Raw genomic sequence first — 18,099 nt, forward strand, 5'->3', positions numbered from 1 at the left:
CGCTACATCCATTGTTTTCGCAAAGATATCGTATGAAAAAAAACTATACTTTAAAGACTTTATTAATTTTATCGCTATTTTATATTTTATCATCCTGTGGATCATCTGATGATTCATCGGAATATAAAATGGTTTCACCTGTGGTGGTAGACCTTACAACAGTGCCATACCCTAAACTTTCTGACTATAAGTTTTTTGTGGGAGACCTTAAAAATCTTAATCCTGCATATAAAGTGCTTCCATACGACCTAAACAGCTCTTTGTTTACCGACTATGCCCTTAAAAAGCGATTTGTATGGATGCCCGAAGGTTCTACCGCAACGATTAGCTCTGATGATAAGCCTCTTAACTTTCCAAAAGGTACTGTATTCATAAAAAATTTTTACTATAACAATGTACTACCTGATAACCTGACCAAAATTATTGAAACAAGGATCATGATCAAAAAGGCAGAAGGATGGATCTTTGCCAACTATATATGGAATGATGAGCAGACGGAGGCTTTTCTTGACATGACCGGAAAGACGCTAAACATTAAGTGGATGCAGGACGGTGAAGAAATGAGTGCCAATTATACAATACCATCAGAAAATAATTGTACCACGTGCCACTCAAATAGCAACAGCTTTACACCTATTGGACCAAAGCCTCAAAATTTATTTAAAAATTATACGTACAGCAGTGCCGAAATAAAAAACCAACTGCAAAAATGGAAAGAAGAAGGGTACTTAAACACTGTCCCATCTAACGTAACGTCAACTGTAGACTGGCATGACACACAACAGCCGCTTGCTGTTAGAGCGCGCTCATATCTCGATATCAACTGCGCCCATTGCCACACTCCCGGCGGCGACTGCGATGATATGCCATTAAACCTTGCATTTAGTGCTACAACAAACCCTGTTAACCTTGGCATATGCGTGGAGCCTCATGATTTTGTATCGGGTAATCAAAAGTATATTATTGCAGGACAGGATTCATGGATGTCACTACTATACTTTAAGATGAACACTCGAATAAAAGCTGAAATGATGCCTCCTATAGGCAGGACTATTACCGACGGTGATGGCTTAACTCTGATTCAGGAATGGATAGACGGTATGGAAACACCATGTCCGTAATTCTTCAAAATATATAAAACAGAAAAGCCTGCCCGCAAAACGGACAGGCTTTCTTAATTAAAAACACATTTATTTTTTTATTACTGTCACACTTTCAAAAGCGTTGCCCGTAATAACTTTTACGACATATGTACCTGCCCTGAAGCCCGACATATATACTTTATTGATCGAATTACCCGATTTAGAATCCATAATCAGTTTACCGTTTATATCGTAAACCTGAATTTTATCAACCGGATTTTCAGCGTTTATCGTAAGGATATCCGTTACCGGGTTAGGAAAATACTCAAATCCAACTTTTTTGTTGTCTTTAACTCCCGCCACAGCCGATACAGTAATTGTTCCTGCCATCATAGGGTGTACATTACATTTGTATGATGTAGCACCAATGTTGGCAAATGTATGCGAGAACGTCTGTCCGCTACCCGTTAATTGTGCACTCGTAAAATTTTCTGCACCGCCGGCATTGCTGGTTACAGTATGGGGCGCACTGTCGGCCCATGTCCATGTTACGATATCTCCCTGATCTATTGTCGGCGAAGCCTGAGTGCTCGTAGTAGCCATTGACCAGTTGATATGATGTGTAGTTTGCGCGCTTAATCCTAAAGACGCTAAAAGCATTGCAAATAGTCGTTTTCTTTTCATGATCGATTAATTTAATACTACTAAGTTCTGCTATTTAAAAACATCATTATAAAGCAATTGAGCAGGATGGCATTATGAATTAGTATTTGCTGCATGCTGTTTAGTATTCGATAAAACTAAAAAATCCTGCCGTTAAGCAGGACTTAGTTATTATAAAATCAATTGATTATCGTCTAATTACCTTTTGTGTTTTAGAACCTGAACTATCAGAGACCTTTACAAAATAGATACCTGTTGCGTAACCTGAAAATTCAACAGCGGCCTGTTCTGAAGCCATATCGATACTTTGCAGTACTTTGCCGTAAATATCAACGACCTGTATGTTTGATATAACCGATCCCGACTGGATAGTCAGCATATCATTAACCGGATTGGGATATACTTTTAAAGTAGATGTTGCCGTAAATGTTTTACCTGAAAGCGTATTCTGATCGGCTGCTGTCCAGCTTGATGCCAAAGAGTTATCCAACGTAGTATCAGTAAGCTTAAGGAAATTGCCATTACCATCTGCATTCGGCCACGGATTGCCGTCATAATAATGTACCAAATCTATCCTGTTACCAAAAGCATCGGAAAGTACAAGATTCTGATTACTGTTAGACATATTGCGCACAAACTGGTCGAAAGGCGTAATGGTGTATTTTTCTTCAAACACAGAAAGATTACTTGCAAGGTATATTTTTTCTCCGGCATCAATGGTGCTTTCAGCAGGGAACTGATACGAAACACCAAGCTCAGAAAGATAAAAACCTGTCAGGTCAACTGTTGTAGTGCCGGTATTTGTAATCTCTATAAATTCCTGGTCATCAGATTCAGGAAATTCCTCATCTTCTCCCGGATTGTAATTAATACCGCTAATAACTAACGATGGCAGCAAAACTTCAGAGCAGCCTGTAAATTCACCGATATTAGCATCTATCCACTCAATCCTTTGGTCAACGAAACTTTTAATATAATCAACCTCACCTTCAAGGTTTACAGTCCCCCAACGCAGGCTTTCCCTTTCAGCGGCCTCACTTATGTATTCTGCAGTAGCATCAATAAAATCAGAAATGCTTTGCGCATTTAAAGGTTGGTTAGGCAGTGTAAGTTCATGCCATCTTTTTGAAAAGTAGCATTTGTAGCTATCATCTGCGAAAAGGTCTGTCCAGAATTTTGCACCTTCATTATCGCCATTGCTAAACTGCCATATATCGGTTTTACTCCTGTCTGCAAACACATCGTTACCAAAGCTCAGGTTAAAATCCCACACCGGCCCTGCCCTTAGCTTACCACCCCTGTCTTTATGAAAAAAAGTACTTATTTGGTATACATCCACGTTAGACGACAATTCATTTAAAATCATAAAATCAATGAATGTAGGCACATCTATAACCGACGGATAGCCTGTTGCTACGTCATGGTTATGTGCTCCTGCCGTGGTTTCAAGACTTGTAAAGACATCGTGTATATACGTATTCTGCTCTTCTGTAACATCTTCCGGCTTTGGCAGTTCATGAATAAAATCTGTTGTACCTGCGTACGAATCCATAGTCCACGCTACTGGGTCACCACCCGTGGTCTTATCCGCTTTCGTAATGTAGCCGCCGGTAAGATTTACACCTTCGGTATCGTCTTCGGTTATCTCTTCGATATTAACACGGTTAGAATCGTCCTTGATTTTTTCCTGAAGAATATACAATCCCCTGTAATCACCATTAATAACTACCTCACAGTATTGCGTACGTGTGGCATATTGCCCAATGCTTCGTGAAAGGTTATAGCTCATATAATCCCTCATCATAGAAGGGTCAAAAGCCAGGCCGTTAAGTATCCAGTCATTTTCTTTTGGCATACCTAACAGGCTTACGTTCTGTTTCGCACCGGCGGTGTCGTAGGTTGTCCAGCCGTATTGTTTTTTAGGCAGCGATTGCGAAGTAGACCCACGAAGCTCGATCTTAATACGCCCGTTATAGTTTAAAAATTCGGTGGTATTCTGATCTGTCAGATAATTTCTTGAGCCATCCGGATGGAAAATAATCTTTAAACTTGCCCATACCTTTGGGTCGTCCGGAATTTCCGTTGGAAGTCCCGTAACCGGATCAACTTCCGTATCAATAATAAATATCGGAAGGTTACTATCGGTAAAGTTTACCTGTCCGAAAGATAAAGCACTTATAAGCAGGAAAAGGCAGAATATCCCCTTATGTACGGAAAGCGAATTTTGTTTCATATGTTTTCGTAATTTTAACAAATATATAAGTAATTTGTTTACAATAAATTATAATTAAATTAACATATAGCAACAGAACTCAATTTTGTACACTTTTGAAAGATAATTATTACATTTGAAATTTATTTTTAAAACATGATCATAAAGTACATACTACCATCAATATCAATCACATTTGGATTTTCTGTTATTGGCATGCTCATTAACAACGCCATAAAGCACAAACCGTTTTATACATCACTAACGAATTTTAATTTTGTGGAAAGTGAAAAAGTCAATAAACTCTTAGGAGTTCTTGTACTTAAGTACATTATACTGCATTCATTTTGGGGAAAATTCAACCCGCTTTTAACCATTAAAGAAAAGAACAGGGAAACACTTGTACAATTGAGAAAAGAAATGACGTATGCTGAAATAAGCCATCTCATTTGTTTTATACTGATACTGGTACTATTACCTGTTTGCTATGTCTTAAAATTTCATGACGATATAATCATCCCCCTGTTTATCTGTAATATTATTTTTCATCTTTACCCACCATTGCTGCAACAATACAACAAACGAAGGTTAGATAAAGTAATAAACAGATTCGATAGAATAACAAGCCGCGTCAGATCATAAAAAAAGCCTCCGCAATGCGGAGGCTTTTTAGTATGCTGTAAGCAGTTAATTATCTGCTAAGGTACATTTTCCTTCTTGAGTAGAGTTCGTAGAACTGGTCGTCTTTAAGATCATCTATAAACAGGATGCTTTCACCTGTAGACTTCATTTCTGGCCCCAGTTGTTTGTTAACACCGTGGAATTTACTGAAAGAGAATACCGGTTGTTTGATAGCAAACCCTTTAAGTTGCGGGTTAAAGGTAAAGTCGGTTACTTTATTGTGGCCCAGCATTACTTTAGTCGCGTAGTTTACATAAGGCTCTCCGTATGCTTTAGCAATAAACGGAACTGTACGTGACGCCCTTGGGTTAGCCTCGATAATATAAACCGTATCATCTTTAATTGCAAACTGTATGTTTATAAGACCAACTGTTTTAAGCGCTATAGCGATTTTCTTAGTATGGTCTTTAATCTGCTGCATTACAAACTCTCCAAGGTTAAATGGAGGCAATGTAGCGTTACTATCGCCGGAGTGTACACCACAAGGCTCTATATGCTCCATGATACCGATGATGTAAACATTTTCACCGTCGCATATTGCATCAGCTTCCGCTTCAATTGCTCCGTCAAGATAGTGGTCAAGAAGCAGTTTGTTGCCCGGGATACTCTTAAGAAGGTCGATAACGTGCTCTTCAAGCTCCTGCTTGTTGATTACAATTTTCATACCCTGTCCTCCAAGTACGTAAGATGGCCTTACAAGTAGTGGAAAGTCTAACGTATCTGCTAATTTAGAAGCTTCGTCTGCGCTTTCTGCGATACCAAATTGAGGGAACGGAATTCCAAGTTCGGTAAGCAGGTCAGAGAAACGACCCCTGTCTTCAGCAAGGTCAAGCGCATCAAAGCTTGTACCTAATATTTTAATGCCATACCTGTCCAGTTTTTCGGCAAGCTTAAGAGCAGTCTGCCCACCAAGCTGCACGATTACACCTTCCGGTTTCTCATGGCGGATAATGTCGTAAATATGTTCCCAGAATACCGGCTCAAAGTACAGCTTGTCTGCCGTATCAAAGTCAGTTGAAACTGTTTCCGGGTTACAGTTAATCATTATGGTTTCGTAACCGCATTCTGCAGCAGCAAGGACACCGTGTACACAAGAGTAGTCAAACTCGATACCCTGGCCGATCCTGTTAGGACCCGATCCCAGTACCACTACTTTTTTCCTGTCAGATACTACACTTTCGTTGCTCACATACCTGGTACCGTCAGCTCTCTCGATCTCAGCCTCAAAAGTTGAGTAGTAGTAAGGCGTTTTCGCCTGGAACTCCGCCGCACAGGTATCAACCAGTTTGTAAACACGCTTAACGCCCATTTCCTCACGTTTGTTGTACACCTGGCTTTCAAGGCAACCCATCATGTGGGCAATCTGCCTGTCTGCGAAACCTTTTTGTTTTGCCTCAAGAAGTAATTCTTTAGGAAGATCATCTATTTTAAAAGTAGAGATCTCTCTTTCAAGAAGGTAAAGCTCCTCATACTGCTTAAGGAACCACATGTCGATTTTTGTAATTTCATGGATGCGGCTCAACGGAATACCCATTGCGATAGCATCGTAAATTACAAACACACGATCCCAGCTTGCATTTGTAAGCTTGTCTATGATCTGCTCATAGTTTGTATATCCTTTACCGTCGGCACCAAGACCGTTACGTTTAATTTCAAGTGATTGTGTTGCTTTGTGAAGCGCTTCCTGGAACGAACGCCCGATACCCATAACCTCACCTACCGATTTCATCTGTAGTCCAAGTGTTCTGTCGGCGCCTTCAAATTTATCGAAGTTCCAACGAGGTATTTTCACGATAACGTAGTCTAGTGTTGGCTCAAATAAGGCCGAAGTAGATTTTGTTATCTGGTTTTGCAGTTCGTCAAGGTTATACCCCAGTGCAAGCTTAGAAGCAATTTTAGCAATTGGGTAACCGGTAGCTTTAGAAGCAAGAGCCGAAGAGCGCGATACCCTTGGGTTGATCTCGATGGCTACGATATCTTCTTTTTCATCCGGGCTCACCGCAAACTGAACGTTACATCCACCGGCAAAGTTACCGATGCTGCGCATCATTTTGATGGCCATATCCCTCATTTTCTGGAAGGTAGTATCAGAAAGCGTCATTGCAGGCGCTACCGTAATACTATCTCCTGTGTGGATACCCATCGGGTCCATGTTTTCGATAGAACAGATGATAACCACGTTATCATTCTGGTCACGAAGCAGCTCAAGCTCGTATTCTTTCCAGCCTAAAAGTGCTTTATCTATAAGCACTTCGTGTATTGGCGAAGCTTCAAGGCCGCGTGTAAGAAGTTCATCAAAATCTTCTTTATGGTGTACAAAAGCTGCCCCTGTACCACCCAGCGTAAACGAAGGGCGAATTACAAGCGGGAAACCAAATTCCTGAGCGATCTCTTTTCCTTTAAGGAAAGAGTTAGCTGTTTTAGCAGGTGCAGCAGGAATTCCTATTCTTTCTAGAAGCTGTTTAAATTGCTCCCTGTCTTCTGTAATATTAATTGCATTAACGTCAACGCCTATCAGCCTTACATTAAAGTCGGCCCAAATGCCTTTTTCCTCTGCTTCAAGGCAAAGGTTAAGTGCCGTTTGTCCTCCCATTGTAGGCAGTACCGCATCAATATTCGGGTGTGCCTTCAAAATCTCCACAATAGATTTTGTGGTAAGCGGTTTCAGATACACGTGATCGGCCATTGAAGGGTCGGTCATAATGGTAGCCGGGTTAGAGTTTATAAGTATAACCTCTATTCCTTCTTCCCTGATTGAACGTGCGGACTGAGATCCGGCGTAGTCAAATTCGCAGGCCTGTCCGATAACGATTGGACCTGAACCGATAATTAGAACTGATTTAATTGAAGTGTCTTTAGGCATCTTGTCTTTTGAAAAGTTGTATTAAAGTTTACCCCCTGCGGAGCGTTTGCAAATTTAGTGTTTTATTTTCAAAAAAAGGCCCCTTTCTGTACGGGGCTATTTCCTGATTAGGTATAAAAAAAGGCGTTACCTATAATAGTAACACCTTTATGTATGTTTATTCAAACATTATTTTTTATGTCTAGGTTCGCTAGATACAGTTAGCTTGTGCCTTCCTTTAGCTCTTCTACGAGCAAGTACTTTTCTTCCGTTTGGAGAAGACATTCTGTCCATAAACCCGTGTTTGTTTCTTCTTTTTCTTTTCGATGGTTGAAATGTTCTCTTGCTCATTGCTTTGTATCTTTAAATCTTAGTGAATATCTTTTCGTTGGGCATCAGGAAGACCGTCTTTCCAAAACCGCGTGCAAATATACAAAGGTTTTTTTTGTCTGCAAGTAGTTTTTGAAAAATATTTTGCAATTCGTTTTATTACGTTTTCTTACCTTTGCAAACGCAAAAATAAAACAAAAATATGTTCAATAAAAATATCAAGCTTGCAATTGCAGCTTTACTGGTTGTTACAGCCGTATGGCAATTTACAGAAGGAAACATCGGAAACGGTATCTTTATACTCCTTATTACTCTTATAGTAATATTACTTTATTTTAAAAATGAGTACATCCTGCTTGCCTTCCTTAAATTAAGGAAACAGGATTTTGACGGTGCTAAAAAACTGCTTGATAAAATTAAAGACCCCGAAGGCGCACTTGTACGCAAACAACAGGGATACTATAATTACCTTAACGGACTGATGCTTTCGCAAACCAACCTTAATGCTGCAGAGAAATACCTTAAGAAAGCAGTTGAGCTTGGACTTAGCATGGATCAGGATCTTGCAATGGCAAAACTAAACCTTGCCGGTATAGCAATGAGCAAGAACCGTAAGATTGAAGCAGAGAAATTACTTAGTGAAGCGAAAAAACTGGACAAACAGGGAATGCTGAAAGACCAGATCGTTATGATGAAGGCCCAGTTAAAGAAGGGCCCTCAGACACAAATGAGAAGATATTAATATTAACCGCCCAACAGGGCGGTTTTTTTGTTTTATATAATTAGGTATATTTGGACTTATACATAAAGACTCTTTTAAATTATTAATTATTGCTCTACTATTCTGTTTTAGCAATTATGCTTACAGCCAGGATAAAAACCTAAGGGTAAATTTCTACTTAACGGCTCAGACTGAATTCACAAAACACCCTTAAACAATCCTGACAATTCTCTATTCATTAAAAATCATTCAATCAACATACAATGACAATAACAAAACCGGCTGTAAAGCTTATAGGGGTATCCCTAGGATTTAAAACAACAAACGAAAATGGAAAAGCCGCCGAAGACTGCGGCGGATTATGGCAGCACTTTAGCGGCAGCTTTATGGCTCCGCGAATTAAAGGCAAGCTGAACAAAGATATTTACGCCGTATACTATGATTACGAAGGTGACCATACCAAGCCGTACGCTTACTTTGTAGGATGCCCGGTTGCCGACGATACCGAAGTTCCCGCCGGGATGGAAACTATAACTATACCCGAACAAACGTATGAAGTAGTTGTTGCAAAAGGACAAATGCCAAATTGCGTTGCTGATGCATGGCAGGAAATATGGAAATCTGATAATGCCAACCGCGCTTATGGTTATGACTTTGAAGTATACGACTCTAAAAGCAAAGACTGGATGAATGCTGAGATCGACATTTATCTTTCAGTTAAAAAGTAATGAACCGCCCAATGGGCGGTTTTTTTTACGCAATAAAATTTTATAAGAATCGTTTTACATAAAATCACCTTATGAAAAACGTAAAACTATTTCTTGCTGCAACCACTTTCGTAGCATTTGCTTCTTGTAAAGAACAGGAATGCGTAAATTCTAATCCTATTTTAAACACTAGCGAACCTACTTCTGAAGCATATAAGTCAGCACTGCTTAAAGAGGTTAGTGCTGTAAAAAATATTGAGTGTATACTAACCGATTATCAGGAGAAAGATGGTGTTCCGCAACTATATATTGATATTTCAGCAGATAAATTGTGCGCAAAAACAATTGTGGTAGTTACTAAGCCCGACGAGAATATCGCAAAAGTAATTGAACATAAAGGAAAAGGCTACCTAAACAGTTATATGGAAAACCTTGAATTTACATTGGATACTACTTCTAACAATTTCATCTATCAAAGCGTTTCCGGCATCGTAGATTAGCACATTATTTAATTTCGCGAAACGTATTATTAATTTAAATATTTCGTTAATTAATAAAATTTTAACTAAATTTACTTATCTATTTTGCCAATACGATGAGAAGTTTATTACGTTTTATTATAATTATTCTTTTTTCAACATCTGCTTTTTCACAGGCAGACACCACGTATTTTTCTAATGCTATAAAAATAAACTTTGCGCATTATAAAAAGGAAAGTACGCTGGCATTTGTTATGGGAGATGTAGAACGGGGTCAGTTTTTGTTTGACTCTTTGGTAGAACACCGGCTGGTAGGCACAACCTTTGACAATCTGACCCTCAAAAAAAAATCAGGCTCAAGGCTTAAATTAAGTTCTATAGAAAAACCAATGTTCCTGCTTACGTACGCTTCATGGTGTGTGCCCAATCAGGGCGAGATACCCGCATTAAACAAGCTGGCGCGCAAGTATGGTAAAGACGTAAAAATAGTAGTCCTGTTTTGGGACAGGAAAGACAAAATAAAAAAGATTGCCCGTAAATTCAGCAGCAGGATTACTGTTTGCTATGCACATGAATACTACAGAGCCGACTCTAAAATTGTTGCAGCCCTTAAGCACACGCTGGGCTTCCCTACTTCCTACTTTCTGGATGCCAACCGAAAGATCGTAAACATTCGCCGCTGTGGCATATTTAAAGACCTCGAAAAACAAAACTATCAAAAATCCTTCGACCTTAACTACAACTCATACCTCGACGGAATTTCTACTATACTTACCAGTAAAGATATCCCTCAGCTTTTGGATGATACTAAGTAGATATGAGGTAATTGATTATAGATTTACATAAAAATCCCGCTACAATATTGTAACGGGATTTTATTTATTAAATAGTCTATCTTCTATCACTATTTTCTAATACCCCTGTAACGGAATATCAAGTGTATATTTTTTACCGGCAGCTACATCCAGTTTCCTGTCTCTTAGCCACGGGTTGTGAATTTTAAGTATCTTATAGTTAATTCCCTGTTCTTTAGAGAACACAGCCAAATCGGGTATTGAAGATGTTACCTCAACCTTTTTCACAGGCAGTATTGGATACAATTCAGTTGGTGCCATTCCAAAATTGTAATCTAACGGATGCTGCATAATTTCTTTCAGCGCTAAGATCCTGAAAACATAACGGGCAGTTTCATCTGTAAGCAACAAATCGTAATAATTAGTCACTCCCTGAAAGGTGATCTGCTTGTTAACACCACCAACACCACCATTATAAGATGCTGCAGCCAATGTCCATGATCCGAACTTTTTATAAGCATCATTCAGGTAACGGCAAGCCGCCTCTGTAGATTTCTCCAGGTGGTAGCGTTCATCTACCCCATCGTTTACTTCAAGTCCGCGTTCTTTGCCTGTTTCGGGCATAAACTGCCACACTCCCCTTGCACCTGCCGGAGACACAGCATTTACCAGTCCGCTTTCTATAACAGCAAGGTATTTAAAATCGTCCGGAATTCCGTTGCGTTTCAGTATCGGTTCAATAACCGGGAACGCACGGTTAGCACGTTTAATTATAATTTTAGTCGTAGCATCAAGGTTAGCATTAACCAGCAGCTCGCGGTCAAAACGCTCACGAACGTCAGATACATTCAATGGAGCCTTTTCGCCTGCAAAATCAATCTCTGAAGGAAACGTGTATTCTTTATTAACCGTTGTTTTATCCTCTTTCATGTGAGCCGTATGTACAACCATACCACCCATAAGCATTGCCGATGTTATAATTCCGGCTTTTTTAATCAGTTCCATTATTTCTCTATTTTTTGTTCTTATTTCTAATTTATGCTAAAATGATGCCAGGTAAATTTTCGGTAAGCCATTTAGCCTTTGTAATAATCATAATATGTGTACCGCCTTTTACAGGAATATATCCTTTAATGTACTTTGGCGGAAAAACCTCATCGGCATCGCCATGAATATGCACCACATTTTCTTCCGGCGCTGCCCTGTCCCACAATATAATAGTTTTTAACGCCCAGTCGAGGTATTTCTTATTCCGGACTGACAGAAATTTTTCATATAAATTCAGCCTCCTGGTAATCATATTATTACCCACCGCTACTTTAGCCAGCCAGTCTATTTTAGTTATCATTCCTGTAGGGAAAAACCAATAGGCCCTTGTCATCTTTGCAAAGCGCATCCTTCTCGGGAATTCGGTGTTGCACTTAACGCTCGATATAATGATTACTTTTCGCGCATTGATCATACGGGCAATTTCCTGCACCAGTACACCTCCAAAGGAGACACCTATTAACACCGGGTTTTCATGTTTTATTTCCTGGGCGATACGCGCTGCATAATCGGCAATGGGTTCATTATCAATTGGCAGGCACCATTCTAAATAAAACATTTCAAACTGTTCCTGCGGCAGGTGGATATTCTCAAATATCAGCGGACTTGCCGCCAGTCCTGGCATAAAATAAACCGGTATCCTGTCCATTTGCTGTGTTTTAACGCTCTAAGGGCTGTAACAATCAATTTTTATTCCGAAATTTGTATAAAATTAAAATTTTTATCCCAACAGTTACGGGTTATACTTTTTAATTTATCAATAACTTATGAGGACACGACTTTTCCCTAAAGACCAAAGAGGTACCGCAAACCACGGATGGCTGCAAGCCAATTTTTCATTCTCTTTTGGGCAATATTATAATCCGGAAATGATACAGTTTGGTATGCTTCGCGTATTGAATGACGATACTATTGGTGCAGGTATGGGTTTTGGCACCCATCCGCACGATAACATGGAAATTATTACCATTCCGTTAGAGGGCGGACTTACACATCGTGACAGCCTGGGTAACGAAGCAACGGTTCGTTTTGGTGAAGTACAGGTTATGAGTGCCGGAACCGGAGTGCAGCACAGCGAAATGAATGCCAGCCAGACCGAGCAAGCCAAGACGCTTCAACTATGGATATTTCCTGAAGAAAATAATGTTACACCCCGTTACGACCAAAAGGGCTTTAACCTTGAAGAAAGCCGTAACAGCCTTATAACTGTAGTATCACCAGGAGATAAGAATGATGGCAATGCACTATGGATTCACCAGCAGGCATTTCTGCACATGGGTGTATTTGACGCAGGGCAAACCATAAATTACAACGTAAAGATTACCGGAAACGGAATCTATCTTTTCCTTATAGAAGGTCAGCTTGAAATTAACGGAGAAACTGTAAACGAACGTGATGCTTACGGCATTGTTGAGTTTGACACTGTTACAATTGAAACAAAATTACCTTCGAAAATACTGATAATAGAAGTACCAATGAAGTTTAATGATTAGCTATGGAAATAAAAGACAACGAATTTTCAAGACAGTTTGAAACTACCGCAGACGGCAAATTGCTGTCTATAGAATATTCTGTACAGGAGCGTAAATTATTCCTTACCAAAGTAAATCTTCCTGAAGGTTTTGATAACGAAGCGCTTTTACATGAGTTTATCAAAACCATTTTGGATGCAGCTGAAGAAAAACGCCAGAGAGTAGTACCTACCCACCCTAAAGTAGCTGCATTCTTCAGGAAAAACCCGAAGTACAAAGAAATGCTTCCTCCGGGAATACGGCTATAAATGACAGGCAATTCTTGTCCGCTATGCAGTGGAAATTCAACACATTACCATACATTCAGGCAGAGGGTGTTTTTACAATGTGCTTTCTGCCTTTCTGTTTTTACACATCCCGATCATTACCTTTCCCCAGCAGAGGAACAGGCACATTACGAATGCCATGTAAATAATCCGGATGACCTTCGTTATCAGAAATTTGTAAGCCCTATTACCAATAGTATACTTAAGGATTTCAGCACAACAGATAAAGGACTTGATTTTGGTTCAGGTACAGGATCGCCCATCGTGAAAGTCTTAGAGTATAATGGTTATGATATCAGTCAATATGATCTTTACTTTCATAATGACATTGAAAAACTAGATCAAAAATACAACTACATAGCTTGCAGTGAAGTAGCAGAACATTTTAAAGAGCCTCATAAAGAGTTTGGCCTTCTGAGAAACGTGCTTCTGCCGGATGGCAAACTCTACCTGATGACGGAAATGTTTGATGAAAACCGTGATTTTGAATCGTGGTATTATAAAACTGACCCAACCCATGTTTTCCTATATCACGCAAAAGCTTTTGAATGGATAAAAGAAAATTTTGGTTTTAAAAATGTAATTATAGACAAGAGGCTTATAACCCTGGAATTATAAACTGTAAAGAACTCAAACAACACCTACACAATGAAATTTGATAAAATAATAGTATCTGAAAATGCTTTTAACAGCACCGAAATACAAGATGTAATTAATTCTAATATTTCTGTTGTAAACCTTATGCGCGAAGAAGGGGTAAATGATGAAGACATTCATGAAGACGCCCTGCTTAGCTATTACCTGGATTATTATACCACTCAGGTTAACACCGATGGCTTTGCGCAATTTGTTTACAATTCTAAGTGGACAGAGGATTTAAACATTATTTTGGAAAAAGCATTTGAGAAAGTTGGGTCGCAAAAACACCTGGATTTCTTTTTAGCACAAACCGAAAAGATCGATGCACTTACCCGCAAAGAATTTGACGGTTTTATGGATCAGGAATTTGGAAAAAGCCCTGTTAAAGCGCTAATTGATGACGACTATTATTTTGAAATTGAGGAAGGGCTTGTTGCACTTAATGCTTCGTTTCTTAGAAATCACCCCGACCTTAAAGTGCTATCTGTTGATGACATATATGCAGAACTTGAAAAGTTTATAGGCAAAGAGATTCAGAAATAAATATTAAAAAAATATCTAAAGACACCGCTAATTAGCGGTGTTTTTTATGTATATATTGTTTCTTAGACAAAACATTGTTACGGGAAATCCGCACTTTTTCAATTATCACAAAAACAACACTTTTTGTGATACTTGTTTTTTAAATAAATAGACCCTTACAATCATTAACCATATCGAGTTTTAATCTATTTTTCAAATAATCAGATATTTACTATATAAATAACACTAAAAAATCCTAAAATATTATCGATTTAAAAATGATTTAGCTTTATAACAATTAAATCAACCAAATCATTTTTATTATGAAAAAACAAATTTACACATTAGCATTTGCACTTTGCGTATCGTTAGGTTATTCTCAAAATAGCGACCCGTGGCCAACTAACGGCTATGTAGGTATTGGCACCTGGACGCCAAACTATATATTGGATGTCGTTGACACACACTCTCTTGCCCCTACAAGCATTCCGGTAAATGTTTCGTTTCATGGCAATAGAATTCAGAATGGAAGACTTGCTGTAAGTAGCGGCCTCTTAACCCAGGTGTATAGCCATGGCAGTATTGCTACAAGACTACAGTCTGTCGTTGCTAATTCTGATCGCGCTTATATGGATTTTAATGCTATTGCAACACGAAATACGGGAACCTCTGCTGTATTATTTGGTATTAAAAATACAGAACTCATGAGAATCAATGTGGACGGAAAAGTTAGAATAAGCTCAAATAGCGATTTAGGAACCCCTGACGGCTATAAACTTTTTGTTGAAGACGGAATTCTTACAGAGAAGGTAAAAGTTGCTGTAAAAACCACCTCCAACTGGGCAGATTATGTTTTCGCAGAAGACTACAAACTTATGCCCCTTAACGAAGTAGAAAAATTCACAAAGGAAAACAAACATTTACCCAACGTGCCATCTGCAAAGGAAATGACTATTAATGGTCTCGACGTGGCTCAAATGGACTCGAAACTTATGGAGAAAGTAGAAGAACTTACTCTTTACCTGATCGAGCAAAACAAACAGATAGAATTGCTTAAGGCTGAAGTTGAAAATTTAAAAAAGAAAAACTAGGTCTCTAAACATTCTACTTATGAAAAAATCAATTATAACCCTTTCATTTGCAATGTTTGCAACGATAGGATATTCTCAACTGGGAGGTCCAACACCCAACGTATTTCCTGCAACCGGAAATGTAGGCTTAGGCACATCAACTCCCGCTTATAAATTACAGGTAGCAAGTTCTAATGGCCTGGAACTAATTGGCAATTATACTGAAACTGCCGCCGCAATAGGTAAGTTCATAGACACATCTTTACATTTTCAGGCTTTAGGTTATTCGACCGGTGGCAGATTTGAAACTGTCAACAGGGCTTTCAGGCTCCAGATGATGGAAAGAAGCAGCATCAAAACCGGTTTTATTGAATTTAGTAAACCGGCGACTGCAAATACAGCCATTGCCGCGCTCTCTTTTGGAAGCAACGACGTAGAACTTATGCGTATAAACGAAAATGGTAAAGTTAGAATAGGTAACGGTGGAAGTGATCTCAGAACACCGGACGGTTATAAACTTTTTGTGGAAGATGGAATACTTACCGAAAAAGTAAAAGTAGCTGTAAAAACAACCGCTAACTGGGCTGATTATGTTTTTAACGATAACTACAAGCTAATGCCTCTCAAAGAAGTAGAACAATTTACGAAAGCTAACAGGCATTTGCCTAACGTGCCATCTGCTCTGGAAATGACTGAAAACGGACTTGATGTTGCCAAAATGGATGCAAAACTACTTGAAAAAGTAGAAGAACTCACATTGTACCTTATTGAACAAAACAAGGCAAACGAAAAACAGGCATTAGAAATTGAAGAATTAAAGGCAATGGTGAAATTATTAGCTGACAAAAAATAATAGTATTATGAAACAAATATATATTTACTTTTCCCTGCTACTTATTAGCGCGGGTGGCTTCGCACAGGGAGAAAATAACAATTGGTATTTTGGCGATAACGCTGCATTAAATTTTGCAACTAATCCTCCCACAAGCCTAACCAACAGCCAAATGACTCAATTTGAAGGGGTAGCTTCTATAAGCAATTCAAATGGACAGTTACTGTTTTATACCGATGGTATGACAATATGGGGAGCCAATCATTTACCGATGCCCAACACCGGTGATCTTACAGGAGATTATTCTACAACACAATCTGCTTTGATAGTGCCTCACCCTGCTAATTCTAACCTGTATTACGTATTCACACTTCCTGCTTCCGACGAAATTTCACCCGGAGTACTTTCATACTCAGTTGTCGACTTAACATTAAATGGAGGTTTCGGAGATGTATTGCCAAACCAGAAAAATATACCATTACTGGATGAAAATGGTAATACGTTTGACAACACCTCTGAAGGCATCACATCTGCGGTTAACAGCAATCAGAATGGGTACTGGGTGCTATTCCCTATAGGCAATACGCTTTATAGTTATCCCGTTACCGCAGCCGGATTTTCAAATACTCCGGTTACAAGCGCAATGACCTTGCAGGCAGCTCCAATTGATGGAACATCTCATATACGTGTATCCCCTGATAACTCAAGAGTAGCTATCTCTAAAATTGGTACTCCAAGAAGATTTAGAATCTACAATTTTAATAATGCTACAGGACAGGTAAATACTTCTTACGAATTTGCTGTTGATAACGCTCTTATATATACGTCGGAGTTTTCCGGCAATAGCAATGTAGCGTATGCGAACAGCCCGTTTGGTACACTTTATGTATTTGACCTTGTAAATTTGCAGGTAAGGATTGTGAATCAAAATCTAAGATGGGGTACATTACAGCGAACAAAGTTCAATGAAATTTTTGTGCCTCATGGTAACTTCAATTCACTAAATGATGGATCCGCATTTATATCACGTATAACGAATATTGATAGCTATGCAAACAGTGTAATAAATTTAAATTATCTTACACTTAGTGCGGGCTTGGGTCAGTTAGGCTTACCACAAACGATAACGGCTTTACCAAAGCCAGACTGCCCTAACAATATAACCCTGAGTACTCCCGAAACAAACACTTCGTTCACTTATAAGTATCTGGTTAGTATTACTGCAAACAATAACTATCAGACTTCGGCAGGACAAAACATTAATTTTAAAGCTGGAGAATTTATTCTACTACAACCAAATACGGAAATTAAAACTGGCAGTGTATTTGTAGCTGAGATTGAGGCTTGTAATTCATTTGCGCCGAAATCGTCAACAGGTCCAAAAATTAACGCTCCGGGTAAATTCAGTTTAATTGTTGATGAGGATGACGAAGCAAGCCTTCAGGTATATCCAAACCCAGCTAAAGAACTGGTAAATATCACTATGGAAAACACTACGCTACAATCTGTCACTGTTATAGGAATTGACGGTAAAACAGTGCTAAATGTAAACGTACCTGTTAATGATGGTAATTATCCTCTTAATATTAGCTCACTTCCGTCGGGTGTGTATATTCTAAATATAACAACACAGAGTGGAAAAGTTATTAGCAAAAAGCTAATGGTTCAATAAACCAACAT

16 protein-coding genes and 3 pseudogenes are annotated in these 18,099 nt (G+C 38.9%); 13 read left to right on the forward strand and 6 right to left on the reverse strand.

Annotation, left to right across the window (positions count from 1 at the left end; translation table 11 throughout):
- Window positions 1–32: 32 nt before the first annotated feature.
- Entirely contained in the window at window positions 33–1,121 is a 1,089-nt protein-coding gene (locus tag ALW18_05355) for a hypothetical protein (protein ID AOE51996.1), read from the forward strand.
- Window positions 1,122–1,448: 327 nt separating this feature from the next.
- On the opposite strand, the pseudogene ALW18_05360 reads toward ALW18_05355, so the two are convergent.
- Both ALW18_05360 and ALW18_05365 read right to left on the reverse strand, forming a co-directional pair.
- Window positions 1,449–1,664: pseudogene (locus ALW18_05360) on the reverse strand (hypothetical protein).
- A gap of 268 nt (window positions 1,665–1,932) precedes the next feature.
- The gene (locus ALW18_05365) at window positions 1,933–3,978 is read right to left on the reverse strand and encodes a hypothetical protein (GenBank protein AOE51997.1); all 2,046 of its coding nucleotides are present in this window, start codon (window positions 3,976–3,978) and stop codon (window positions 1,933–1,935) included.
- A gap of 195 nt (window positions 3,979–4,173) precedes the next feature.
- On the opposite strand from ALW18_05365, the gene ALW18_05370 reads away from it, so the two are divergent.
- Window positions 4,174–4,599, forward strand: a complete 426-nt coding sequence (locus ALW18_05370) for a hypothetical protein (GenBank protein AOE54317.1) — start codon at window positions 4,174–4,176, stop codon at window positions 4,597–4,599.
- Window positions 4,600–4,648: 49 nt separating this feature from the next.
- Here ALW18_05370 and ALW18_05375 read toward each other — a convergent pair whose 3' ends face one another.
- Window positions 4,649–7,501: a carbamoyl phosphate synthase large subunit gene (locus ALW18_05375; protein ID AOE51998.1), complete on the reverse strand. Its 2,853-nt coding sequence runs from the start codon at window positions 7,499–7,501 to the stop codon at window positions 4,649–4,651.
- Between the two features lie 168 nt (window positions 7,502–7,669).
- The gene (locus tag ALW18_05380) at window positions 7,670–7,831 is read right to left on the reverse strand and encodes a 50S ribosomal protein L34 (GenBank protein ID AOE51999.1); all 162 of its coding nucleotides are present in this window, start codon (window positions 7,829–7,831) and stop codon (window positions 7,670–7,672) included.
- Between the two features lie 181 nt (window positions 7,832–8,012).
- Here ALW18_05380 and ALW18_05385 point away from each other — a divergent pair, with 181 nt between their 5' ends.
- From ALW18_05385 to ALW18_05400, 4 genes are all read left to right on the forward strand, one after another.
- A complete protein-coding gene (locus ALW18_05385) occupies window positions 8,013–8,552 on the forward strand; it encodes a hypothetical protein (protein ID AOE52000.1) in 540 nt (179 codons plus the stop codon).
- 242 nt (window positions 8,553–8,794) lie between these two features.
- Window positions 8,795–9,259 (forward strand): transcriptional regulator, encoded by a 465-nt coding sequence (locus tag ALW18_05390; GenBank protein ID AOE52001.1) that lies wholly within the window; start codon window positions 8,795–8,797, stop codon window positions 9,257–9,259.
- Window positions 9,260–9,330: 71 nt separating this feature from the next.
- Window positions 9,331–9,738, forward strand: a complete 408-nt coding sequence (locus ALW18_05395; GenBank protein ID AOE52002.1) for a hypothetical protein — start codon at window positions 9,331–9,333, stop codon at window positions 9,736–9,738.
- Between the two features lie 95 nt (window positions 9,739–9,833).
- Entirely contained in the window at window positions 9,834–10,532 is a 699-nt protein-coding gene (locus tag ALW18_05400; protein ID AOE52003.1) for a hypothetical protein, read from the forward strand.
- Window positions 10,533–10,628: 96 nt separating this feature from the next.
- On the opposite strand, the gene ALW18_05405 is transcribed toward ALW18_05400, so the two are convergent.
- Window positions 10,629–11,516, reverse strand: a complete 888-nt coding sequence (locus ALW18_05405; GenBank protein AOE52004.1) for a murein transglycosylase — start codon at window positions 11,514–11,516, stop codon at window positions 10,629–10,631.
- Window positions 11,517–11,547: 31 nt separating this feature from the next.
- Entirely contained in the window at window positions 11,548–12,207 is a 660-nt protein-coding gene (locus ALW18_05410) for an alpha/beta hydrolase (GenBank protein AOE52005.1), read from the reverse strand.
- Between the two features lie 118 nt (window positions 12,208–12,325).
- Here ALW18_05410 and ALW18_05415 point away from each other — a divergent pair, with 118 nt between their 5' ends.
- From ALW18_05415 to ALW18_05445, 7 genes and pseudogenes are all read left to right on the forward strand, one after another.
- Complete coding sequence (locus ALW18_05415) at window positions 12,326–13,051, forward strand: pirin (GenBank protein ID AOE52006.1); 726 nt, start codon at window positions 12,326–12,328, stop codon at window positions 13,049–13,051.
- 2 nt (window positions 13,052–13,053) lie between these two features.
- On the forward strand, window positions 13,054–13,338 hold the full coding sequence (locus tag ALW18_05420) for an acetyltransferase (GenBank protein ID AOE52007.1): 285 nt from the start codon (window positions 13,054–13,056) through the stop codon (window positions 13,336–13,338).
- Window positions 13,339–13,974 carry a hypothetical protein gene (locus tag ALW18_05425; protein ID AOE52008.1) on the forward strand — a complete coding sequence of 212 codons (636 nt, stop codon included), beginning with the start codon at window positions 13,339–13,341 and terminating at the stop codon, window positions 13,972–13,974.
- Between the two features lie 30 nt (window positions 13,975–14,004).
- Window positions 14,005–14,538 carry a hypothetical protein gene (locus ALW18_05430; GenBank protein AOE52009.1) on the forward strand — a complete coding sequence of 178 codons (534 nt, stop codon included), beginning with the start codon at window positions 14,005–14,007 and terminating at the stop codon, window positions 14,536–14,538.
- A 392-nt stretch (window positions 14,539–14,930) separates the two neighbouring features.
- Window positions 14,931–15,608, forward strand: a pseudogene (locus tag ALW18_05435) (hypothetical protein).
- A 118-nt stretch (window positions 15,609–15,726) separates the two neighbouring features.
- A pseudogene (locus tag ALW18_05440) lies at window positions 15,727–16,440 on the forward strand (hypothetical protein).
- A 7-nt stretch (window positions 16,441–16,447) separates the two neighbouring features.
- On the forward strand, window positions 16,448–18,091 hold the full coding sequence (locus ALW18_05445) for a hypothetical protein (protein AOE52010.1): 1,644 nt from the start codon (window positions 16,448–16,450) through the stop codon (window positions 18,089–18,091).
- The last annotated feature ends 8 nt before the right edge of the window (window positions 18,092–18,099 follow it).

Source organism: Flavobacterium psychrophilum (assembly GCA_001708385.1).
Lineage (GTDB): Bacteria > Bacteroidota > Bacteroidia > Flavobacteriales > Flavobacteriaceae > Flavobacterium > Flavobacterium psychrophilum_A.